Annotated in this window: 19 protein-coding genes; 5 read left to right on the top strand and 14 right to left on the bottom strand. The window is 74.4% G+C overall.

What is annotated here, in order from left to right; all coding sequences use genetic code 11:
• Positions 1-24 precede the first annotated feature (24 nt).
• From IE287_RS15365 to IE287_RS15330, 8 genes are all read right to left on the bottom strand, one after another.
• Complete coding sequence (locus IE287_RS15365) at positions 25-837, bottom strand: DUF1684 domain-containing protein (protein WP_189849610.1); 813 nt, start codon at positions 835-837, stop codon at positions 25-27.
• Positions 834-2,153, bottom strand: a complete 1,320-nt coding sequence (locus IE287_RS15360; RefSeq protein WP_189849609.1) for an NtaA/DmoA family FMN-dependent monooxygenase — start codon at positions 2,151-2,153, stop codon at positions 834-836. Before IE287_RS15360 ends, IE287_RS15365 begins: the two co-directional genes overlap by 4 nt.
• Positions 2,150-3,187 (bottom strand): LLM class flavin-dependent oxidoreductase, encoded by a 1,038-nt coding sequence (locus IE287_RS15355; RefSeq protein ID WP_189849608.1) that lies wholly within the window; start codon positions 3,185-3,187, stop codon positions 2,150-2,152. Before IE287_RS15355 ends, IE287_RS15360 begins: the two co-directional genes overlap by 4 nt.
• A gap of 33 nt (positions 3,188-3,220) precedes the next feature.
• Entirely contained in the window at positions 3,221-4,189 is a 969-nt protein-coding gene (locus tag IE287_RS15350; protein WP_189849607.1) for an ABC transporter substrate-binding protein, read from the bottom strand.
• Between the two features lie 31 nt (positions 4,190-4,220).
• Positions 4,221-5,009, bottom strand: coding sequence for an amino acid ABC transporter ATP-binding protein (locus tag IE287_RS15345; RefSeq protein WP_189849606.1), 789 nt, complete (start codon positions 5,007-5,009; stop codon positions 4,221-4,223).
• Positions 5,006-5,893, bottom strand: a complete 888-nt coding sequence (locus IE287_RS15340; RefSeq protein ID WP_189849605.1) for an amino acid ABC transporter permease — start codon at positions 5,891-5,893, stop codon at positions 5,006-5,008. Before IE287_RS15340 ends, IE287_RS15345 begins: the two co-directional genes overlap by 4 nt.
• 62 nt (positions 5,894-5,955) lie before the next feature.
• Positions 5,956-7,761: an FAD/NAD(P)-binding protein gene (locus IE287_RS15335; protein ID WP_189849604.1), complete on the bottom strand. Its 1,806-nt coding sequence runs from the start codon at positions 7,759-7,761 to the stop codon at positions 5,956-5,958.
• Entirely contained in the window at positions 7,758-8,633 is an 876-nt protein-coding gene (locus IE287_RS15330; RefSeq protein WP_189849603.1) for an amino acid ABC transporter permease, read from the bottom strand. Before IE287_RS15330 ends, IE287_RS15335 begins: the two co-directional genes overlap by 4 nt.
• A 467-nt stretch (positions 8,634-9,100) precedes the next feature.
• On the opposite strand from IE287_RS15330, the gene IE287_RS15325 reads away from it, so the two are divergent.
• Complete coding sequence (locus tag IE287_RS15325; RefSeq protein WP_189849602.1) at positions 9,101-9,598, top strand: GNAT family N-acetyltransferase; 498 nt, start codon at positions 9,101-9,103, stop codon at positions 9,596-9,598.
• Positions 9,595-10,557 carry an ABC transporter substrate-binding protein gene (locus IE287_RS15320; protein ID WP_189849601.1) on the top strand — a complete coding sequence of 321 codons (963 nt, stop codon included), beginning with the start codon at positions 9,595-9,597 and terminating at the stop codon, positions 10,555-10,557. The genes IE287_RS15325 and IE287_RS15320 overlap by 4 nt, the downstream gene beginning before the upstream one ends.
• 33 nt (positions 10,558-10,590) lie before the next feature.
• On the opposite strand, the gene IE287_RS15315 is transcribed toward IE287_RS15320, so the two are convergent.
• Positions 10,591-11,895, bottom strand: a complete 1,305-nt coding sequence (locus tag IE287_RS15315; protein WP_189849841.1) for a DUF5685 family protein — start codon at positions 11,893-11,895, stop codon at positions 10,591-10,593.
• Between the two features lie 380 nt (positions 11,896-12,275).
• Between IE287_RS15315 and IE287_RS15310 the strand changes: the two genes are divergently transcribed.
• Positions 12,276-12,710 (top strand): cell division protein SepF, encoded by a 435-nt coding sequence (locus tag IE287_RS15310; protein WP_189849600.1) that lies wholly within the window; start codon positions 12,276-12,278, stop codon positions 12,708-12,710.
• Positions 12,711-13,004: 294 nt separating this feature from the next.
• Here IE287_RS15310 and IE287_RS15305 read toward each other — a convergent pair whose 3' ends face one another.
• On the bottom strand, positions 13,005-14,843 hold the full coding sequence (locus IE287_RS15305; RefSeq protein WP_189849599.1) for an MFS transporter: 1,839 nt from the start codon (positions 14,841-14,843) through the stop codon (positions 13,005-13,007).
• Between the two features lie 409 nt (positions 14,844-15,252).
• Here IE287_RS15305 and IE287_RS15300 point away from each other — a divergent pair, with 409 nt between their 5' ends.
• On the top strand, positions 15,253-16,152 hold the full coding sequence (locus tag IE287_RS15300; RefSeq protein ID WP_189849598.1) for a phosphatase PAP2 family protein: 900 nt from the start codon (positions 15,253-15,255) through the stop codon (positions 16,150-16,152).
• 66 nt (positions 16,153-16,218) lie between these two features.
• On the opposite strand, the gene IE287_RS15295 is transcribed toward IE287_RS15300, so the two are convergent.
• On the bottom strand, positions 16,219-16,434 hold the full coding sequence (locus IE287_RS15295) for an I78 family peptidase inhibitor (protein WP_189849597.1): 216 nt from the start codon (positions 16,432-16,434) through the stop codon (positions 16,219-16,221).
• Positions 16,435-16,728: 294 nt separating this feature from the next.
• On the opposite strand from IE287_RS15295, the gene ctaD reads away from it, so the two are divergent.
• Entirely contained in the window at positions 16,729-18,435 is a 1,707-nt protein-coding gene (gene ctaD, locus IE287_RS15290; protein WP_189849596.1) for an aa3-type cytochrome oxidase subunit I, read from the top strand.
• Positions 18,436-18,496: 61 nt separating this feature from the next.
• Here the strand turns inward: ctaD and IE287_RS15285 are convergent, their stop codons facing one another.
• The 3 genes from IE287_RS15285 to IE287_RS15275 form a co-directional block, all read right to left on the bottom strand.
• A complete protein-coding gene (locus IE287_RS15285; protein ID WP_189849595.1) occupies positions 18,497-19,780 on the bottom strand; it encodes a glycosyltransferase in 1,284 nt (427 codons plus the stop codon).
• Between the two features lie 64 nt (positions 19,781-19,844).
• A complete protein-coding gene (locus IE287_RS15280) occupies positions 19,845-21,164 on the bottom strand; it encodes an ABC transporter substrate-binding protein (protein ID WP_189849594.1) in 1,320 nt (439 codons plus the stop codon).
• The gene (locus IE287_RS15275) at positions 21,142-21,651 is read right to left on the bottom strand and encodes an MTB12 C-terminal domain-containing protein (protein ID WP_229883507.1); all 510 of its coding nucleotides are present in this window, start codon (positions 21,649-21,651) and stop codon (positions 21,142-21,144) included. Before IE287_RS15275 ends, IE287_RS15280 begins: the two co-directional genes overlap by 23 nt.
• Positions 21,652-21,765: the final 114 nt, after the last annotated feature.

Here is a 21,765-nt window from a genome sequence, read left to right as displayed (position 1 = left end):
GGTCACACGTCACGCGGTCACACGTCACGCGGTCAGCACCCGCCGCTCCCCCGCCTCCACGGCGAGGTCCAGGGTGTTCCCGGGCGGCGGGAAGGGGCAGATGAAGTGGTCCACGAAGGCGCACGGCGGGAGCAGCGCGCGGTTGAGGTCCACCGTCACCGAGCCGTCCTCCGCCGGCGCCGCCGGGCGCAGGAAGCGGAAGCGGAAGGTGGAGCCGCCGCTGGTGGCGTCCGCGAAGACCGCCCACAGCGTGCCGTCCGCCTCCACCGCCACCTGGAGGGTGTGCACCTGCCCGTCGAGCTCGAAGACGAGCCGGCCGGAGAGGCCGAGCCCGCGCTCCTTGCCGTCCGCGTTCTCCACCCGGACGCTGCGCTCCTCCCCGTACGGCCGGTAGACCCCCGGCACCACCCAGCGCGGGTCGTACGGGGTGGCCTCGATGGACCGGAAGGCCCGCCGCGCCGCCGAGCCGGGGTCGAAGTCCCGCACCGCCCACAGTCCCTCGCGCCGCAGCACCACGAGCCTGCGGCCCGCGGCCTCGACCCGGGACTCGTGGATCGGCGCGTGGTCGGCGCCGAGCCGGACGGTCCCGGCGAAGGGCTTGCCGTCGACGGTGAGGCCGTCCCCGGCGTCCGCCGTCAGGACCAGCTCGTCGCCGTCCTCCCGCCACTCCCCCGGCAGGCCCGGCAGCCGCCCTCCGGGGTGGTCCGCGAGCCAGTGGGTGCCGGTGAGGGAGAGCGGGCCGTACGAGGAGGCCACCGCCGCCTCGCGCTGCTCGTGCCAGTGCTGCCACTCCCCGGCGGCGTCGGTGGTCTCGGTGCTGCTCGTGGTGTCGCTCATGGTGTTCCACCCTTCCACACCGGCGCCGGAAGCCCCAGGTGCGACCGGAGCGTCGTGCCCGTGTACTCCGTACGGAAGACGCCGCGCTCCTGGAGCAGCGGCACGACCAGGTCGACGAAGTCGTCCAGGCCGCCCGGGGTGAGGTGCGGGACCAGGATGAAGCCGTCGGCGGCGTCGGTCGCCACGTGCTCCTCCAGTGCGGCGGCGACCGAGGCCGGGGTGCCGACGAAGGAGTGGCGGGCGGTGGCCTCGACGACCGTCTCCCGGATCGACAGGCCCTTCGCCTCGGACAGCGCCCGCCAGCGGGCCGCCACCGCGAGCGGGTCGGCGACCCGCACCCTGCCCTGCACCAGCGTCGAGTCCGGCTCCGGGTCGACGTCCGGCAGCGGCCCGTCCGGGTCGTAGGAGGACAGGTCGCGGCCCCAGACCTGCTCCAGGGCGAGCAGGGCGTTCTGCGGGGAGACCTGCTGCCGGCTGATCAGCGCGGCCTTCTCCCGGGCCTCCGCCTCGGTCTCGCCGAGGACGTAGGTGACGGCCGGCATGATCTTCAGCTCCTCCGGTCGCCGCCCGTACCGGCCGAGCCGCCGCTTGACGTCGGCGTGGAAGGCCCGTCCGGCCTCCGGCGTGGAGTGCCGGGAGAAGATCACGTCGGCGGCGGAGGCCGCGAACTCCCGCCCCTCGTCGGAGTCCCCGGCCTGGATGACGACCGGATGCCCCTGCGGGGGCCGCTCCACCGTGACCTCGCCCTCGATCGCGAAGTGCTGCCCGTGGTGCGCGAAGCGGCGCCGCTCGCCGCCCTCGGGCCAGGAGTCCCACAGCTCGCGCGCGGTGGCGACGAACTCGGCGGCCCGGGTGTACCGGTCGTTCCGGTCCAGGAAGCCGCCGCGCCGGAAGTTCTCGCCGGTGAAGGCGTCCGAGGAGGTGACCACGTTCCAGGCGGCCCGGCCGCCGCTGAGGTGGTCCAGCGAGGCGAGCCTGCGGGCCAGCTCGTAGGGCTCGTTGAAGGTGGCGCTGACCGTGGCGGCGAGGCCGAGCCGGTCGGTCACGGCGGCGAGCGCGTTCAGGACGGTGATCGACTCGGGGCGGCCGACGACGTCGAGGTCGTGGATGCGCCCGGCGTGCTCGCGCAGCCGCAGCCCCTCGGCGAGGAAGAAGAAGTCGAAGAGCCCGCGCTCGGCCGTGCGCGCCAGGTGCTCGAAGGAGGAGAAGTCGATCTGCGAGCCGGAGCGCGGATCGGCCCACACGGTGGTGGAGTTGACGCCGGGGAAGTGGGCGGCGAGGTGGATCTGCTTCCTGGCCGGCCGGGGCGGGGTCACGCGTCGGCTCCCTTCGGTGCGTACTGGCTGACGGGCCGCGGCAGCCCGAGGTGGTCGCGGAGGGTGGCGCCCTCGTGGGCGGTGCGGAACAGGCCCCGGTCCCGCAGCGGGCCGGCCACCCCGGCGGCGAAGCGGGGCAGGTCCCGCTCGGGGACGGCCGGGACGAAGTGCAGGCCGTCGACGGCGCCGCCGCCGTGCCAGTCGGCGACGAGCCCGGCCAGCGCGGCGGGCCCGCCCGGACGGGCGTCGAGGTCGGCGGTGAGGGTCAGCAGCACCCGCAGCAGCCCCGGGTCGCGCCCGTGCGCCCGGGCGGCCCGGTGCAGCTCGGCGCGGAGCGCGGCCGCCTCCTCCGGCGAGGAGGCCCGGATCAGCGCCACGTCGGCGTGGCGGGCGGCGGTCTCCCGGGCGGCCGGGCGGGTGGCGTCGACGACGACGACCGGGTTGCCCTGCGGGGGCCGGGGCACGATCGACGGGCCCTTGACGGAGAAGGTGGCGCCCTCGAAGCCGACGTGGTGCAGTTTGCGCCGGTCGACGAAGCGGCCGGTGGCCACGTCCCGGATCTCGGCGTCGTCCTCCCAGCTGTCCCAGAGGAGGCGGGCCACCTCGGCGGCCTCGCTCGCCTCCTGCCAGAGCTCGGCCGCGGGCGGCGCGGGGCGGCGGCCGAAGAGCCGGGCCTCGTCCGCGCCCGGCGAGACCGCGACCCGCCAGCCGGCCCGGCCCCGGCTCACCCAGTCGAGGGTGGCGACGGCGGCCTGCACGTGGAAGGGCTCGGTGTGGGTGGTGGTGACGGTCGGCACCAGGCCGATCGCGCGGGTCTCGGGCGCGATCCGGGCGAGCACGGCGAGCGCGTCGAGTCCGGGCCGGGCGAAGGAGTCGTCGTGGGTGAGGAAGTCGAGCCCGGCGTCCTCGGCGAGGCGGGCGAGCGCCACGGTGCCGGCGACGGTCCGCGGCCCGGTCCCGGCGGACCCGGGGGCGGGCCCGGCCGGTGGCGGGGCGATCTCGGCGGCCAGGTGGAGCGGTCGTACTCGGGTCATGCGGGGTCCTCGATGCGGGGGTGCGGCGGGGGGTCAGTTCGTGGTGCGGGGCAGGCCCGGCGGGTTGATCTCGGACTTCTTCACGGCCTCGGAGGCGAGGCCCCAGCGCTCCAGGACCTTCGCGTAGCTGCCGTTCGCGATGACGTGGTCCAGTGCGGCGGCGTACGCCTCGACGAGGCCGCTGCCCTTCTTCGTGGTGGCGGCGATCTTGCCCTGGAGGCCGGCGCCCGCCCCGGAGAACTTCCCGGCGACCTCGGTCTGGCCGGCGGCGGCCACGTGGTAGGCGACGGAGGGGTTGGGGCCCAGGTAGCCGTCGATGCGGCCGGACTGGAGGGCGAGGTAGTAGTCGGTGGGGTTCTGGAAGTACGCGATGTCGACGCCCTCGCGCCCGGCCTTCTCGTTCTCCTTCGACCAGTCGACGAGGATCTTCTCCTGGTTGGTGCCGGAGCCGACCGCGATCCGCTTCCCGGAGACGTCCTCGGGCCCCTTCACCGTCCAGCCGGAGCCCTTCTTCGCCTCGAAGGCGAGGTCGTCGTGGCGGTAGGTGGCGAAGTCGTACTTGTCCTTGCGCTCCTCGGTGACGGTGACGTTGGAGAAGGCGGCGTCGAACTTGCCGCTGTCGAGGCCGACGAAGAGGTTCTCCCAGGAGACCGCCTGGAAGTCGGCCTCCAGGCCGAGGGTGTCGGCGACCAGGGTGGCGATGTCGGTCTCGACGCCGATGAGGGTCTTGTCGTCGGTGGCGTAGAAGGTGAGCGGCGGATGGCCGCCGGCGCTCACGCCGACGACGAGGGTGCCTCTCTTGCGGACGGCCTCGGGCACCTTGGCGGCGACGGCGTCCGCCTTCCCGGTGCGGATCCGCTTCTGGTCCGGGCCCAGTTCGATGCCCGGGCCCTGCCTGCCCTCCGGCTTGATCTCGGTGGCGGGGTCGCCCGTGCCGCAGGCGGTGAGGGCCCCGAGGGCGGTGAGCGCGACGGCGGCGAGGAGGGTGCGGCGGGTGCGCATGGCGGAACTCCTTTTCCTGGAAGGGGGTCGGTCAGAGGACCTTGGAGAGGAAGGCGCGGGTGCGCTCGTGCGCGGGGCGGTCGAGGACCTCGGCGGGGGTGCCCCGCTCGACGATCCGGCCCTCGTCCATGAAGACGACGGTGTCGGCGACCTCGCGGGCGAAGCCGATCTCGTGGGTGACGACGATCATGGTGGTGCCGGCGGCGGCGAGGTCGCGGATGACGTCGAGGACCTCGCCGACGAGCTCGGGGTCGAGCGCGGAGGTCGGCTCGTCGAAGAGGAGCAGCCCCGGTTCGAGGGCGAGCGCGCGGGCGATGGCGACCCGCTGCTGCTGCCCGCCGGAGAGCTGCCGGGGGTACGCCTCCGCCCTGTCGGCGAGCCCGACCCGGGCGAGGAGCCGCCGGGCGGCCTCCTCGGCCGCCGGGCGCGGCCGGCGGAGCGCCGAGACGGGCGCCTCGGTGATGTTCTCCAGGACGGTGAGGTGGGGGAAGAGGTGGAAGTTCTGGAAGACGAAGCCGATCCGGGTGCGCTGGCGCAGGATCTCGCGCTCGCGCAGCTCGTACAGCTTGTTCCCGGAGCGCCGGTAGCCGACCAGGACGCCGTCGACGCTGACCGAGCCGCCGTCGACCTTCTCCAGGTGGTTGATGGTGCGCAGCAGGGTGGACTTGCCCGAGCCGGAGGGGCCGAGGACGACGGTGACCTCGCCGGGGGCGACGTCGAGGTCGACGCCGCGCAGGACCTCGACGTCGCCGAAGCTCTTGCGGACGCCTCGGAGCGCGACCTTGGGGGCGGTGGCGGGCGGGGCGGCGGTGGCACTCATCGGGTGCTCCCCTTCGCGTAGTGGCGTTCGACGTAGTGCTGGACGACGGAGAGCGCGGTGGTCAGCAGCAGGTACCAGACGGTGGCGACCATCAGCAGCGGCACGACCCGGCCGGTGCGCCCGTAGACGACCTGGACCTGGTAGAAGAGCTCGCCGATGGCCATGACGGAGACGATCGAGGTGCCCTTGAAGAGGGAGACGATCTCGTTGGCGGCGTTGGGCAGGATCGACCGCATGGCCTGCGGCAGCACGATCCGGCGCAGCCGGCGCAGGCGCGGGATGCCGAGCGAGGCGGCGGCCTCCAGCTGCCCGCCGTCGACGGCGAGGACCCCGCCGCGGACGATCTCGGCGGCGTAGGCGGCCTGGTGGAGGGCGAGGCCGAGGACGGCCGCGCTCATGGCGCCGACCAGGCCGACGGTCTCGAAGGCGTGGAAGCCGGGCCCGAACGGGATGCCGATGCTCAGCTCCTCGTACAAATAGGCGAGGTTGAACCAGAAGAGGAGCTGGACGATGAGCGGGATCGAGCGGAAGGCCCAGATGTAGCCGAAGGCGACGGCCCGCAGGAAGGGGCTGGCCGACAGGCGCATGAAGGCGAGGACGACGCCGAGGGCGAAGCCGAGCACCGTGCCGTAGAGGGTCAGCTGGAGCGTGACCCAGACGGCCTGCAGGACCGCCTCGGTGGCGAAGTACCGGGCGAAGACGTCCCATTCCCAGGCGGGGTTGGTGACCAGGCCGTGGCCGAACTGGACGAGCACGACGACGGTGGCGACGACGGCGACCCAGCGCCAGGGGCGGCGCACGGGCACGACGGTCAGGGCGGTGCCGTCGTCGGAGGGCGGGTGGTGCGCGGTCTTCTCGACCGGTGGATCACTGGTCAGGGCCACGGGGGTTCCTCGGTCCTTCGCTGAGGGGTGGGTACGGGGACGGGCGCGCGGACGGGCCGGGCTCAGGCGCTCGGGACGGGCGCGGCCGGGCGACAGCCGCCGTCCCGGAGGAAGGCGAGCGCGGCACGGGCGGCGGCGTCGTTCTGCGCGAAGGCGACCCCGCCGGTCCTGGGCCGGGTGAAGGCGCCGCCCGCCCGGGCGGTGGTGTGCGGGCCGAGGGCGATGCGGCGCGGGTGCGGGCGGCCGTCGCGCTGGGCGATCCGCCCGTCGGCGGGGTCGACGGCGAGCAGCCCGCCGGGGGTGGCCCGGGCGCCGTCCTCGTACAGGCCGCGCAGCAGCGGGCTGGCGGTCCCGGTGACGGTGGGACCGGGCAGCCGGGCCTCGACGAGGGCACGGGCCTCGGTGACCGCTCCGGGCACGGCCGGCGAGGAGGCCCGGAAGACGCCGCGCCGCTCGTCGGCCCCGACGGTGAGGCGCGGCCCGAGGAAGCGGACGACGCCGGCCTCGGAGAGGGCGAGCAGCCGGTGCAGCCGGGGGCCGGGCGGGCCGGAGGCGAGGAAGCTGAAGAAGCCGTGCCACCAGCCGTCGGTGTCGATCCGGTCGCCGAGCCGCACGAGCTGCCCGTAGACGGAGAGGACGGCGGCGAAGACGGCGGCGTCGGCGCTGTGCGCGGGGTCGTGACGGCGCTTCAGGTCGGCGGTGACGTAGGCGCGCAGCTCGTCCTGGAGCGCCTCGGCGTCGGGGAGGCGGAGGCCGTCGAGGGGGTGGTCGAGGGCGTCGGGGTCGAAGCGGTCGGCCGGGTCGGGGACGGCGGCGGCGACCAGCGCGGCGAGACCGGGGTCGTCCGGAGCGGCGGCGGCCCAGGCGGCGGCGAAGCCGTCCCAGGTGCCGGTGGTGCGCTCGGGGTGGGCGGCGAAGAGCCGGTGGTAGTGGGCCCAGCCGAGCTCCCGCGAGACGTGCGGCCAGACGTCCCGCCGGAAGGCGATCGGCCCGTCCCGGCCGAGCAGTTCGGCGACCTGGTCGGGGCCGAAGAAGCGGGGCAGCGGGGGCTGTTCGCCGTCGAGGGCGTAGCCGAGCTTGGAGTGGTACGGGACGCCACGGCGGGAGCCGACGTGCAGCACCGGTTCCTTCCCGGAGGGCACGTAGACGGGTGCCTCCTCGGGGCCCTCGTACCGTCCGCCGCGGCCCTCGGTGAGGAGGACCATCAGGTCGACGAAGGCGAGGCCGAAGCCCCGGACGAGGACGGGTTCGGCGGCCGGGACGACCGAGAGGTCGAGGTCGGCGGTGTGGCCGGGCGGCACGTGGACGAGGCCGTGGCGGGCGGCGAAGCCGGTCAGTTCCCTCTGCTCGGCGTCGGGTTCGGCGTCGAGGTGGCCGAGGGTGAGGACGACGAGGTCGGCGGGGAGCGGCTCGGCGCGGTCGGCGAGCCACACCCGCTGCCGTCCCTCGCGGGGGCCGTCGACGCGCAGGGCGGTGGTGCGGTGTTCGCGCAGGGTGGCGGTGGCGGGCAGCGCGTCCCGGGCCCGCTCGTAGGCCCAGCGCAGATAGGCGCCCTGCTCGGGGCGGGGCGGGAAGCGGCGGCCGTCGGTCCCCGACCATTCGGCGAGGGTGGGTCCGGGGAGCACCGGTCCTTCGAGGCGGACGGTCTCGTCGGTGAAGACGGTGACGTCCTCGGCCATCGAGTTCATCCAGAGCAGCGGGGACTGGCCGGTGCGCCAGATCCGGCCGGGTCCCGGCGGGTGGGGGTCGACCAGGTGGATGTCGAGGGGCCGGTCGCCGTACAGCTCGGGCAGGGCGGCGGCGAGCCGCTCCAGGAAGCCGGTGCCGCGGGGCCCGGCGCCGACGATCACCAGCGAGGCGGCGCTCATCGGGCGGCTCCGGTGCCGCGCGCGTACCGCTTCTCCACGTAGTGCTGGCCGACGCCGAGGACGGAGGTGACGGCGACGTACCAGAGGGTGGCGACGAGGAGGAGCGGGATGACCTCGTAGGTGCGGTGGTAGACGAGCTGGGTGGAGTAGAGCAGGTCCTGCACGGCGATGACGGAGACGATCGAGGTGCCCTTGAGGGTGCCGATGAGCATGTTCCCCGCGGGCGGCACGATGGCGCGCATGGCCTGCGGGAGCACGATCCGGGTGAAGCGCCGGCGGCGGCCGAGGCCGAGCGCCTGGGCGGCCTCGATCTGGCCGCGGTCGACGGAGAGGATGCCGCCGCGCACCACTTCGGCGGCGTAGGCGGCCTCGTGGAGGGTGAGGCCGATGACGGCGACGGCGACGGGGCCGAGGAGGTCGACGGTGGAGACGCCGAGGATCCGCGGGTAGAGCATGCCGATGTTGAACCAGAAGAGCAGCTGGACGAGGATCGGCGTGGAGCGGAAGAACCAGACGTATCCCCAGGAGACCGCGCGCAGCACCGGGTTGGCGGAGAGCCGGAGGGCGGCGAGGAGGGTGCCGAGGGCGAAGCCGAGGATCATCACGGCGGCGGTCAGCCAGAGCGTGAGCCCGAGGCCGCGGAGCACCGACGCGGAGGTGAAGTAGCGGGCGACGACGTCCCATTGGAAGGCGTCGTTGCGGACCACCGAGACCAGGCCGAGGCCGAGCAGGACGAGGACGGCGCCGGCGGCGGCCCACTGCCCGGTCCTGCGGGCGGGGACGACGACCGGGGCGTCCGGGTCGGTCTTCGCCGGGGCGGCCGCGGGCGCCGGGCCGGGTGCGGCGAGGGTGTCGAGGGGTACGGAAGACATGCGAAGGCTCCGTGACTGCCAGAGGCGGGTCGAACACGGGAGTGCGCCTTCACACGCACGGCGATGACGGGCGCGGGCCGGGCCCCTCAGCCCGGTGTCCACCCTGTGAGGCTACGGGGCGACGGCGCGCGGCTGTCAAGTCCTTCCGGGATGCGGTCCCTCGGGAGTGAGGCAGGAGTGAGCGTCCGGTGAGGCCGGAGTGGCCCGCCGCGTGAGGCGTACGTCTCCTACCGGTTGACTGGGGAACGGATGCCTGTTCCACTGAGGCCATGCATCCGCAGCAGCTGGTCACGCGCTCCCACATCGACCTCGGTCGTGTGTGGTCCTCTTCCTGTTGAGCCGGCCTCCTGCGTCTTCCCAGGTCACCGCACCTGTCCGGCGACGTCCCCGCTGACGTCCGCCGCCCCGCGCCTTCACGCACCCCTCCCCTCGCCCCGCCCTGTCCTCCTCACGCCCGAGGCCGACGCATGCCCTTGACGCCCGGTCGGGTGTCCGCGCCCTCGCTGCGCGCGACGACGCCCGACGATCCCCTGGCGCGCCCGCTCCTCGACGAGCTGGCGCACGAGTACCTGACCCGGTACGGCGACTCCTCCGACCTGTCGCGGTTCCCCGCGGCGGAGTTCGCCCCGCCGCACGGCACGTTCCTGCTCCTCCTCGAAGGGGGCGCGGCCGTCGCCGGAGGCGCGTACCGCCGCCACGACGCCGGCACCGCCGAGCTGAAACGGATCTGGACCCACTCCGCGCACCGCAGGCGCGGTCTGGCCCGCCGGGTCCTGGCCGCGCTCGAAGCCGACGCCGCCGCGCGCGGCTACACCCGCGTGTACCTCACCACCGGTCCGCGCCAGCCGGAGGCCAGGGGCCTCTACCTGGCGACCGGTTACCGTCCGCTCTTCGACGTCACCGCCGATCCCGAGTCGATCGGTCCGCTGCCGTTCGAGAAACACCTGGAGACCCCGGAACCATGAGCACCCGCACCCCGTCACGACGCACCCGTACCGCCGCCCTCGCCCTGGCCTGCGCCGCGGGCCTCGCGCTGACCGCGTGCTCCGGCGGCGGCGGCGCGCCGGCGGCGGCGCCGGCCGGCGCGGCCGAGGACGCGCTGCCCACGCAGGACGTGGTGGCGGGCACCGGCCGGAACGAGGCGGCGGCGGCGCTGCTGCCCCCGGAGGTGCGCGAGCGGGGCACGCTGACGCTGGCCGCCTCGGTCGGCGCCCCGCCCAGCTCGGCGTACCTCCCGGACGGACGGACGGTGGTCGGCCTGGACGCGGACTTCTCGGCCGCCGTCGCCGCGGCGCTGGGGCTGGAACTGAAGCACGAGGCGGCCGGGTTCGAGGTGATCCTGCCGGCCCTGGGCAGCGGCAAGTACGACGTCGGCACCGGCAACTTCGGGGTCACCGACGAGCGCCGGAAGGCGATCGACTTCGTGACGTACATCAACGACGGGCAGGGCTTCGCGGCCCGTGCCGACAGTCCGCTGAAGGCCGTCACCGACCTGACGCAGCTGTGCGGGCTGAAGGTGGCGACGGGCGCCGGCACCACCTTCGAGCAGACCCTGGAGAAGAACAAGGGGCGCTGCGCGGAGGCCGGGAAGAAGCCGTACGAGGTGAACGTCTTCAGTGAGAGCGGCGCGCCGTGGCTGTCGCTGCGGCAGGGCCGCAGCGACGTGGTGATGAGCACCATCAACGGCATCCGGTACGCGGTGGAGCGGCAGCCGGGCACCAGGTTCCTCAACGAGTACCGGCGCCTGGACGTCGGGTTCGCCTTCAAGAAGGGCTCCCCGCTGACGCCCGCGTTCCAGGCCGCGGTGACGGGCCTGAAGGCGGACGGGACCTACGACCGCATCCTGCGGAAGTGGGGCGTGACCGCCTCGGCCATCGCCGAGTCGCGGATCTCCCCGCCGGAGCTGCCCGCCCCGGCGAAGTGATCCCGTGGCCCGTCCCGTGCGGCCGGGGCCCGCTCAGCAGTTGCAGTCGCAGCCGCAGCCGTCGCAGCAGCCGCCGTCCTCGCCGCCGCAGGAGCAGCAGTTGGAGCAGCACTCGCAGCCGTCGCAGCAGCTTCCGCAGTCGCACTGGCTGCAGAGTCCGTCCTTGCGCTCCCGGCTCCACGGGTCCTCGTAGCTGCCGCAGCACATCTGGCAGGTGCAGGCGAGGCCGGCCCAGACCGCGCAGCCGGTGATCAGTCCGCGCCTGCCGCGGTGCGGCGGTCCGGGCGGGAAGGGGCCGCCCCCGCCGCCGCCCGGACCGGGGTTCCAGGGTCCGCCCGGGCCGGCCGGTCCGCCGGGGCCGGGGGCGTGGGGGGCGCCCGGCCCGGGGCCGTAAGGGCTGCCGGTACCGGGCCCGTTCGGCGCGTACGGGTTGCCGGGCACCGGCCCGTGGGCGTGGGCGGAGCCGCCGCCGTGGGAGCAGGTGGTGGTGCCGAAGGCGCGGTCGACGGAGGTCCGCAGCTCGTGCGCGAGCAGCTGGTGGACGAGCTTGCCGTCGGTGAACTCGGCGTCCCGCAGGGCCAGACGGATGCCGTGCAGGGCGTCGTCGGCGAGCCGGCGGGCCTCCTCGCGGGAGGTTCCGGTGGCGGTGAGCGGGTTCCAGGCGCCGCTCTGCGCGTCGGCGTCCTGGTCCTCGACGGCGTCGAGGAGGTGGGCGAGGCGGCCGAAGAGCCGGCCCGCCTCGGCGAGCGCCTCGGCGTTCCCGGGCCGGCCGGCGAGGACCGCGGTGTGGGCGAAGGCGGCGGCGGTGGCGGTCTCGGTGGGCTCGGTGACGACGAGGAGGGAGGTGCCGGGGCCGGCGAGCGCCTCGATGCCGGTCTGGCGGTCCACGGCGTCGACGAGGACGGCGGTGTCGAAGCCGATCGCGTGGCCCGCGCGGGCGCCGGCCCTGTCCCAGGAGCGGGCGACCCGGCGGGCCGCGGCGGCGACCGGCCTGCGGGCCAGCAGGCCGTCCCGGTCGGCGACGTGGTCGCGGACCTTGGCCGAGGCGAGGACGAGCGAGACCGCGGCGGCGAGCCGGGCGCCCTCGCCGCGGGCGACGGGCGCGGTGCGCATGGCGCGCAGCGGGCAGGGGCCCGCGGTGCGCCGTCCGGAGTCGGTGACACCGGTCTGAGCCTCCGTCAGGACGGAGACGATGAGGCCGTCGTAGTTGGTGACGACCCGGGCGAACTGGCCGTGGTCGGCGCGGAGGGCCAGACACAGGCCGCAGAGGTGGGCCATCCACTGGGTCTTCAGGTGGTCGGTGAGCCGGTGCGTGCAGGGTCTGACGATTCCGAACAATTCCATCCCCCGTGGTGCGGTGCGTGCGGGCGGGCCGGGCGCGGAGCGCGCGACGGGCCGCGCGGCGCCCTCGGGGGCGCTGCCCGGAAACCGCCGGCCGGCCTCGCGGCATCGTAGCGAGGGGCTGTTCACCCGTACGCGCCCGGCGTCACCCTTCTGGACCGACTTTCATATTTTCAGCAACATGGCCCTCCGTCAGGCCCTGCATATCCCAAGATTCCTGACGATTCGCCAGAAAACGGGCCTCACGTTCTGCACCAGTACCGTCACGAATCCCCTGCGCGGCGCCTATCCACTTGGCGCGCGATCCGCATCATGGACGACGATAGGGATATGCGGAACCACAAGTGACCGCAGTGACCGCGTGAAAGGAGGCGTCCATGGGATCGGTGCGCAAGGCGAGCGCCTGGCTGGGACTCGTCGAGGACAACGACGAGCGTTACTACGACGACGAGTACGCCGAAGGTGCCGAGGGCGGCGACGCCTGGGTGACGGACCCCCGCGTCCGGGTCGCCACGGACACCGCCGAGGACCGGGGCCGCCGGATCGCGACCGTCTCGCCCGACAGCTTCCGGGACGCCCGGGCCATCGGCGAGCTCTTCCGGGACGGCGTGCCGGTGATCGTGAACCTGACCGCCATGGAGCCGAACGACGCCAAGCGGGTCGTCGACTTCGCCGCCGGCCTCGCCTTCGGACTGCGCGGCTCGATCGAGCGCGTCGCCACCCGGGTCTTCCTCCTGACGCCCGCCGACACGGAGATCGTCAGCGGCGAATCCGGCCGCCGCAAGCAGGACGGCTTCTTCAACCAGAGCTGACCCCCGGCGCCGCACCGCGCCACCCCGGATCGCCCCCGGTCCCCCGATCCCCCGACGCCTTCCGGCCCGGACCCGCCCGCGCGGGGCCGGGCCGGTCACGCGAGGGCCCCGCGCCCCCGGGCCGTCCGGCCGGCCGCACCGCGGAGCGGACCACCCGGGACGGTCCTGCCGCCGGAACGAACCGGCCGGGACGAGCCTGCCGGGAGGAACCGACCGGAACGCGCCCGCCGGAAAAAGCCGGCCTGCGGAGCCCGGCACCCTCGGCGGACCTCCCCGCCCGGCCCCCGCCCGCCGTCAGTGCGCCCGGGTCGCCGCACCCCTCATCGTCCCGGCGGGACCGGAGTCCGGCAGCGTCCGGCAGCCGGCGGCCCCGGTGTCGGCCGGAGAGCCGGACGGCTGCCCGGGCACCCTCGCCGGACCGGCGAGCCCGTCCCGCTCCCCCGTCGCCCCGGGGCCGCCGGCCGCCGCGGCACCCCGCCCCCCGCACGTCGTCCCCGCGGCACCGGACCCGTCGCCCCCGGCCGCCGCCTTCGCCGCCTCGGCGGCCCTCTCGGCCGCCGCCTCCGCCGCGGCCTCCTCCACCGCGGCCTCGACGTCCACCGGGCACTCCATCACCCGGGGCAGCCGGAGCGCCATGGCGGCGCCGGCGAGCAGCAGGCCCGCGCTCACGAAGAGCGTAAGGTGCAGTCCGTCGACGAAGGCGTGGCGGGCGGCCGTGTGCAGGGCGTGGCCGGCCGTGCCGCCGAGCCGCTCGGCGACCTGGTACGCCTCGCCGAGCGAGTTCGCCGCGGCGTCGCTCGCCGCCGCGGGCACCCCGGGGACACCCGCGAGACCGGGGGCGTACGCCGCGTTCATGACGCTGCCGAGGAGGGCGATGCCCATGCCCGCGCCGAGCTGGTAGGAGGTCTCGCCGATCGCCGCGGCCCCGCCCGCGCTCCGCGGCGGCGCCTCGCTGAGCATCGACTCGTAGGCCGAGAAGAGGGTCGTCTGGAGGCCGAAGCCGAGCAGGACGAAACCGGCCGTGAGCAGCAGCGGCCGGTCGTGCTGGCCCATCAGGGTGAGCAGCAGCACCGCCCCGGCGGTGAGCAGGAAGCCCCAGCCGACCATCCGGCGGGGGCCGATCCGGCGGAGCGTGTACGAGCCGGTGGCGCCGGCCGCCATGGCGGCGAAGGTGAGCGGGAGGAGCCGCAGCCCGGTCTCCAGGGGGCTGAGCCCGAGGACCAGCTGGAGGTACTGGACGGCGATGAGCTCCAGGCCGACGAGGGCCAGCATCGCGAGGACGATGCAGCCGACGGAGGTGGTGAAGGCGGGCCGGGAGAAGAGGCGGGTGTCGATCAGCGGGTGCGGCCTGCGCCGCTGGCGCCGGACGAAGAGCACGAGCAGCAGCGCCCCGGCGAGCAGCGGTCCGGCGGTGAGGACGGAGAGCAGCGGCTCGCCGGCCCCCGCGCGCTTCACGCCGAGGACGCAGCCGAGGACGCCGGCCGCGGCCGTCAGCGCGCCGACGACGTCCCAGGGTCCCTCGGCGCTGCCGCGCGACTCCGGCAGGAGGCGGCGGGCGAGCGGCAGGATCAGCGCCATCAGCGGGATGTTGATGAGGAAGACGGAGCCCCACCAGTAGTGCTCGACGAGGAAGCCGCCGAGCACGGGCCCCGCGGCGGCGCCGATCGCGGCGACCGCCGTCCAGATGCCGATGGCGGTGGCGCGCTCGCGCCGGTCGGGGAAGACGGTCCGGATGAGGGAGAGCGTCGCCGGCATGATCATGGCGCCGCCGACGCCGAGCAGGGCGCGGGCCGCGATGAGGACCCAGGGCTCGGTGGCGAGGGCGGCGACGGCCGAGGCGACGCCGAAGAGTCCGTATCCGAGGAGCAGCACCCGGCGCCGGCCGATCCGGTCACCGAGGGTGCCGAAGAGGATCAGCAGCGACGCGCAGACCAGGGGGTAGGCGTCGACGATCCAGAGCAGCTCGGTGGAGCCGGGGTTCAGGTCCCCGGTCAGGGAGGGGACGGCGACGTGGAGGATGGTCGCGTCGAGGGCGACCAGCAGCAGGCTGACGCAGAGGACGACGAGGACGGCCCAGCGGTTCGCGTCGCCGCCGGCGCGCTGTCCGGTTCGGGCCGTGATCGTCCGCGACATGTGCGTACCTCCCAGTGACGCTCTCGCGCTCGGCAGACGCCGCCGACCTGGGCTGATGTGCGTGCGGCGGCGCGGCGACGAGGGGCGAGTGAGCCGTCAGCGTACGCGAGGACGGGCCCCTGAGGGGTGGCGCACCTCTCACCCCGGCGGGGCTCCGGGTGTGGCGTACGCCACTCGGTCCGGCCCGCGCGTCGCGTGGAATTCCGCACGGACGAGTGTCTGAAGTAATTCCGTGCCATACAAACAGGCTTCCGGAATCACCTCCGGCGGCAATAGGGCTGAAGGTCATCGGATTTTCCGACGGGAGTCCGGAATAGGCGGCCCGCTGAGACCCACTCCACATCACATCGTCATCACGAAGGGAGCGGATCGACCGGGTCGTCTCCTCACCCCCTGTAACGTCGATTGGGTGCGTACCGACATCTTTGCCCGGCTGGACCGGGAGCCGGTCCCGCCGAAGATAGAGGTCCCTCGGATGACCCGGACGCGTCTCGCCCTCTTCGGCGGGACGTCGGCGTTCTATCTCATCGTCGTGGTGGCGGTGCTGCTGTCCACCTGGCTGGTGACCCTCGACTGGAAGATCATGCTCTTCCGTCCCTACCAGCAGTGGCCGGAGCTGCACGCCTTCCTGGACTACTACGTCGTCCTCGGCCAGCGCGGTCCGACGGCGGTGATGGTGGCGGCCTGGCTGGGCTGGCGCTCCTGGCGCCAGCACACCCTGCGGCCGCTCCTCTCCCTCGGCGCGGCCCTGCTGCTCCTCAACGTCACCGTCGGCGCGGTGAAGCTCGGACTCGGCCGGCTCGGCCCCCACTACGCGACACAGGTCGGCTCGGCCGAACTGTTCGCGGGCGGGGACATATTCCCCTCCGGTCACACCGCGAACGCGGTGGTGACCTGGGGCATCCTGGCCTACCTCGCCACCACCCCGCGGGCCCGGCGCTACCTGTCGGCGCTCTCCGCCGTGGTCGCGCTCGGCGTCGGCCTCACCACGGTCTACCTCGGGACCCACTGGCTGAGCGACGTGCTGCTCGGCTGGGCCGCCGGACTGCTGATCCTGCTGGCGCTGCCCTGGTGCGAGCCGGTCATCGCGGTGGTCGAGGCCTGGATCCTGGACCGGCGCGACCGGATCCGGGAGCGGCTGCGGTCCCGGCGCCGCCTGGTGCCGTCGCTGCCCGTGGCCTCCGGCGGACCCCGCCTCTTCCCCGCCCCGGTGGGACAGGAGGAGCCGGTGCGCGAGAGCGTGGGCACCGCCGCGAGCCACGCCCGGGCCCCCCGGAGCCGTCCCTCCTCGGACCGGCTCACCGCCTGACCTCCGCCCCCTCCGTACGCGAAGGGCCCCGGCCGCACCGGCCGGGGCCCTTCGCGGTGTTCCGGCTCAGCCGATCCAGCAGCGGGTGACGGTGTCGTCCTCGACCTCGAAGTTGAGCCGCCCGGCGAGGTACTCCATGGTCACGATCGCGCCGGGCGGGAGGGCCCGGACGACCCGCCAGCCGCGGGTCCTGGCGAGCCGGGCGGCGGCGTCCGCGTCGAGGCCCACATAGGACTCGGGCGCGTCTCGGGGCGGTTCGGGGATGCGCGGTATGGGTGCCATGGGGTTCACGTTAGTACCCCCGCGGTCACGCTTGCGTCACAACTTCTCGACGGCCGGCCCGCTCGCCGCACAGCGGACGGAGGGTCACTTATCGGCCGTTTCTCCGGACATTCGAAAATGCGCCCGGAGGTTCGCACGAAGCGTTCGTACGCTTTTCCCGGCCCGCCGGAATTCCCGTTCCGGGGGCCGATCGGCGAAATGTGCGCGGGCCCGAGCGCGGCTCCCCCACCCTTCCCTTACACAATGCTTACGCTGACCGGACGCCGGAGTAAGGAACACGGGGCGGAGGCACCGATGAGCACCGAAGCGGCGGCCACCACGGCGGATTCGACGCGGAAGCGGCACGGCCGGATCCTGGTCGACTGGCTGACCACCACCGACCACAAGAAGATCGGTCACCTCTACCTGGCGACCTCGTTCGCCTTCTTCCTCCTCGCCGGTCTGCTGGCGATGGCGATGCGGGCCGAGCTGGCCCGGCCGGGGCTCCAGTTCCTCTCCAACGAGCAGTTCAACCAGGCCTTCACCCAGCACGGCACGGTCATGCTGCTGCTCTTCGCCACCCCGACCTTCGCGGGCTTCGCCAACGAGCTGGTGCCGCTCCAGATCGGCGCGCCCGACGTCGCCTTCCCGCGCCTCAACATGTTCTCGTACTGGCTGTTCCTGTTCGGCGGGCTGATGGTGGTCGGCTCCTTCCTCACCCCGAGCGGACCGCCCGACTTCGGCTGGACCGCCTACGCGCCGCTGAACGGCGCCGAGCGCTCCCCGGGGATCGGCGCCGACCTGTGGATCATGGGGCTCGCCCTCTCCGGCTTCGGGACGATCCTCACCTCGGTGAACTTCCTCGCCACCATCATCGGGATGCGGGCCCCCGGCATGACCATGTTCCGGATGCCGGTCTTCACCTGGAACGTGCTCTTCACCGCGGTCCTGGTGCTCGTCGCCTTCCCCGTGCTCGCGGCGGCGCTGCTCGCGCTGGAGGCCGACCGGCGGTTCGGGGCGCTGGTCTTCGCCCCGGGCAACGGCGGGGCGCTGCTCTGGCAGCACCTGTTCTGGTTCTTCGGCCACCCCGAGGTCTACATCATCGCCCTGCCGTTCTTCGGCATCGTCAGCGAGATCCTCCCGGTCTTCGCCCGCAAGCCGATCTTCGGGTACCTGAGCCTGATCGCCGCCACCATGACGATCACCGGCCTGTCGGTGGTGGTCTGGGCGCACCACATGTTCGCGACCGGGGCGGTGCTGCTGCCGTTCTTCTCCTTCCTCTCCTTCCTCATCGCGGTGCCGACCGGGGTGAAGTTCTTCAACTGGACGGGGACCATGCTGCGGGGCTCGCTCTCCTTCGAGACCCCGATGCTGTGGGCGACCGGCTTCCTGGTGTCCTTCCTCTTCGGCGGCCTGACCGGGGTGATCCTGGCCTCGCCGCCGATGGACTTCCCCGTCACCGACTCGTACTTCGTCGTCGCCCACTTCCACTACACGGTCTTCGGCACGGTCGTCTTCGCGACCTTCGCCGGCTTCCACTTCTGGTGGCCCAAGTTCACCGGCCGGATGCTCGACGAGCGGCTCGGCAAGGTCCACTTCTGGACCCTCTTCGCCGGCTTCCACCTGACCTTCCTCGTCCAGCACTGGCTGGGCGCGGAGGGCATGCCGCGGCGGTACGCCGACTACCTGGCCGCGGACGGCTTCACCGCGCTCAACACCCTCTCGACGATCGGCGCCTTCCTGCTCGGGATCTCCACCCTGCCCTTCCTCTACAACGTCTGGCGGACCTGGCGGTACGCCCCTGAGGTCGAGGTCGACGACCCCTGGGGCTTCGGGCGCTCCCTGGAGTGGGCCACCTCCTGCCCGCCGCCCCGGCACAACTTCACCGCGGTGCCCCGGATCCGCTCCGAGTCCCCCGCCTTCGACCTGCACCACCCGGAGTTCGCCGGCTACGAGCGGATGCGGATCACGAGCCCGCCGCCGACCCGGCCCGCGCGGGGCCGGCGGACCGGCGAGGGGTAGGCCGGGGCCCCGGGGCGGGGCACCGGGGCGCCGGCCGGGCCGGGGAGCCCCGTCGGGTCCGTCAGCGCACTCCGAGGCGGCGCAGCGCGCGGCCCGCGCCGGCCTTGACCGTGTACGCGGCGTCGACGGCCCGGCCGGTCCAGGCGTACCGGGCGGCGGCGGCCGGCGCGTGGGTCCGGCGGGTCCCGCCGCCGGCGAGCAGCCCGGTCCACAGCTCCTCGTGGCGGGCGGCGATCAGCGCCGGGTCGAAGCGCGCGGACGCCGCGAGGGCCGCCCGCCCCGCCCTCGCCCGCAGTTCCTCGTCGCCCATCAGCTCGCCGAGCGCCCGGGCGAGCGCTCCGGGGTCGCCGACGGGGACGAGCCGGCCGTCCACCCCGTCCTCGACGATCTCGCGCGGTCCGTGGGGACAGTCCGCGGCGACGACCGGCAGTCCGCACCGCATCGCCTCCACGATCGTCATCCCGAAGGCCTCCCGCTCGGAGGTCACGGCCGCGACGGAGCCCTTCGCCCACTCCGGCTCCATGGGGTGGACCTGGCCCATCAGCAGGACCCGTCCGGTGAGCCCGTGCTCCTCGATCCGGCGGGCCAGCGCTCCCCGCAGGTCCTGGGCGGCGTCGCCGCTGCCGTAGATCCGCAGGGTCCAGTCCGGGTGGTCGCCGGCCAGCTCGGCGAAGGCGTCGACGAGGACGTCGTACCGCTTGACCCGGGTGAGCCGGCCGGCCGCGACGACCACCCGGGCGGCCGGGTCGGCGGGCGGGACGGCGGCCGCGGGCACGCCGTTGGGCACGGACCGGATGCGGACGGCGTCCGGCAGGCCGAGCCGCCGGTAGGCGCGGGCGTCGGCCTCGGTGACGGTGGTGACGAGGTCGAGCAGGGCGTACTCGTGGGCGATGTCCCGGCGCAGCCGGCGGCTGTGCCCGTCGAGGATCAGGTGCTCCTGGGCGACCAGCAGCGGTCCGGGCCCGGCCTGCCGGGCGAGGTGCACGTTCAGCCCCGGCCGGGTGCCGACGAGGACGTCGGCCCGCACCCCGCGCAGATGGGCGCCGATCCGCGCGTCGGTCAGCGCGCTGTACTGCTTCCACCGCCCGTCCCCGCGCGGGAAGACCCGGGCGGGCCGGTGGAAGTCGGGGTGGTCCCCGTCGTACCCGGGCCCGTCCTCCCTCAGGTCGACGAGGTGACGGAGGGTCACCCCCGAGGGCAGTCCGAGGCGGGGCCGGTCGCGGTGCCGGAAGACCGAGACGATCTCCACCTCGTGCCTCTCCGCCAGCTGCCCGGCGAGGGTGAAGGTGGTCCGGATCGTGCCGCCGTAGTGATATCCGTTGTGGAGCAGGAAGGAGATGCGCATCCGCCGGTTCTCCCCGGTCAGTCGGTCGGTCGGAGCGACTGTACTGCTCCGCGGGCGCCGGTCGTCACGGCCGGTAACCGAGCTGGGGCACGGTCGCGCAGTTCCGGGTCATCTCCCCCTGGCTCACCCAGCCCCGCCCGTCCCGCCAGCGGGCGACCGAGAGGCAGGTCTCCCGGGTGGCGGGCGGGCGCTCCAGGTGCTCGAAGCGGACGGGGAGCAGCAGCCCCCGCGCGGTGTAGGGCTCCTGACGGTTCATGTACTCCTCCACGCACGTCCGGGTGAGTCCGCCCCCGTCGGGGCGGGCGAGGCAGGAGCGGGCCGCGTCGGTGAACCACATGGCCGCCGCCCACCCCTCCAGCTGCCACTGGGACGGCTCCCGGCCCGCTGCCTCCGTCGCGGCCCGGAAGGCGCGGACCTCCGGGTGTCCGGTGTCCTCGAAGTTGCGGCTCGACCCGGTCACCCAGAGGGAGGCGCGGCAGCCCGGCGCGCGGGCGTGGTCGCGGGCCACGGTGGAGGACCAGTTCTGCACGTTCGTCACCTTGGCGTCGACCCGGACGCCGAGCGCCTCCATCGCCTCGCAGAGCCGGGTGTTGCCGTGCGCGTCCAGCGCGTCGAGGACGAGGTCGACCCGGCGCTCGCGCAGGTCGGCGGCGACGGCCCGGAAGTCCGGCAGCACGAAGGCGACCCGCTCGGTCACCACCTCGTACCCCTCCGCGCGCAGCCCCTGGACGACGAGCCGGGCGTAGGCCGCGGAGGCCGGCTGGTCGTAGGCGACGACGGCGGCGGTCCGCGCCCCGCGCTCGCGCGCGAACCAGCGGTACACCTCGGTCCCGCCGTACAGGGTGCCGCCCCAGCCGGGCGACTCCCCGGTGCGCGGGGCGGAGCTGCCGTAGAGGGAGTAGAGGTGGGGGTGGGTCTCGTAGGCCGGGGTGAGGGGCTGGCCGCCGATGTCCGGCACGCCGGCGCGGGAGACGAGCGGGGCGCCCGCGTAGTCGAGGGCGGTGGTGGCGACGAGGGCGAAGACCTTCCGCTCGTCGAGGAGTTCGTGGACGCAGGCGGTGTTGCCGGCGCCGCTGCCGCCGTCGTCGCAGGTCTCGACCTCGACCCGGCGCCCGTCGAGCCCGCCGGCGGCGTTCAGGGCGTCGAACCAGGCCAGGGCGCCGTCGCGGGGCCCGGTGAGGGCCTCGCCGCCGACGGGGCTGGTGGCGCTGGTGATGATGCCGACGCGGAGCGGCTCACCGCCGGAGGGGTGGGCGGTGGGCCGCGTCTCGAAGGCGCTCTCCGGGAGCCGGCTGCCGCACCCCGCGAGGAGGACGAGGAGGAGGGCGCACAGCAGGGCCGGGAGCCGCGCCGCGACCGCCTCAGCAGCCCGGGACGGTGACACCGCTGAGTTTCACCAGACCGCACAGGGTCTTCACGGAGACCTTCCAGGTGTCGTCCTGGAGCACCGAGGTGCCCCGGGAGTCGGGCAGCAGCGGGTTGCCGCCGGCCAGCAGGTCGTAGGTGACGTCGGCCCCGGTGGCGGAGGTGAAGGCGACACCGGTGACCTTCGCGGTGGTCGCCGCCGCCTGTGGGTTGCCGGCGAAGGCGGCGAGCACGTCCTCCATCTGCTCGCCGTTCTCCAGAAGCTTCACCCGCTCGGCGGGCGGGGTGTCCGCGGCGAAGAAGGCCTCCCAGTTCCGGGTGATCTCCGTCCGTGCCGCGGCGGGGTCCGCGGGCCGCGCCGGGGCGGACGGCGAGGGGGTGGCGGTCCGGCCGCCGGAGGAGGCGTCGTCCGAGCAGGCCGCGAGGGCGGGACCGCACAGCAGGACCGCCGTGGCCGCGAGGGCGGCCGCTCGTCGCCTGAGGACCATCGCCATCTGGCTCACCACCGGAGATGCGTGCGGGCCGTACGGCCTGATGGTTCCAGGGTCGGACGATACGGGGCGAAGCGCAAGGATTCGGAGGATAGTCGAGAAAGGGAGGAACAGGAGGAGAAGACCGGG

The sequence above is a fragment of the Streptomyces omiyaensis genome (assembly GCF_014650895.1).
In the GTDB taxonomy this organism is placed as follows: domain Bacteria; phylum Actinomycetota; class Actinomycetes; order Streptomycetales; family Streptomycetaceae; genus Streptomyces; species Streptomyces omiyaensis.
The sequence above is the reverse complement of the archived record's forward strand: the minus strand, read 5'-3'. Positions and strand labels throughout refer to the sequence as shown.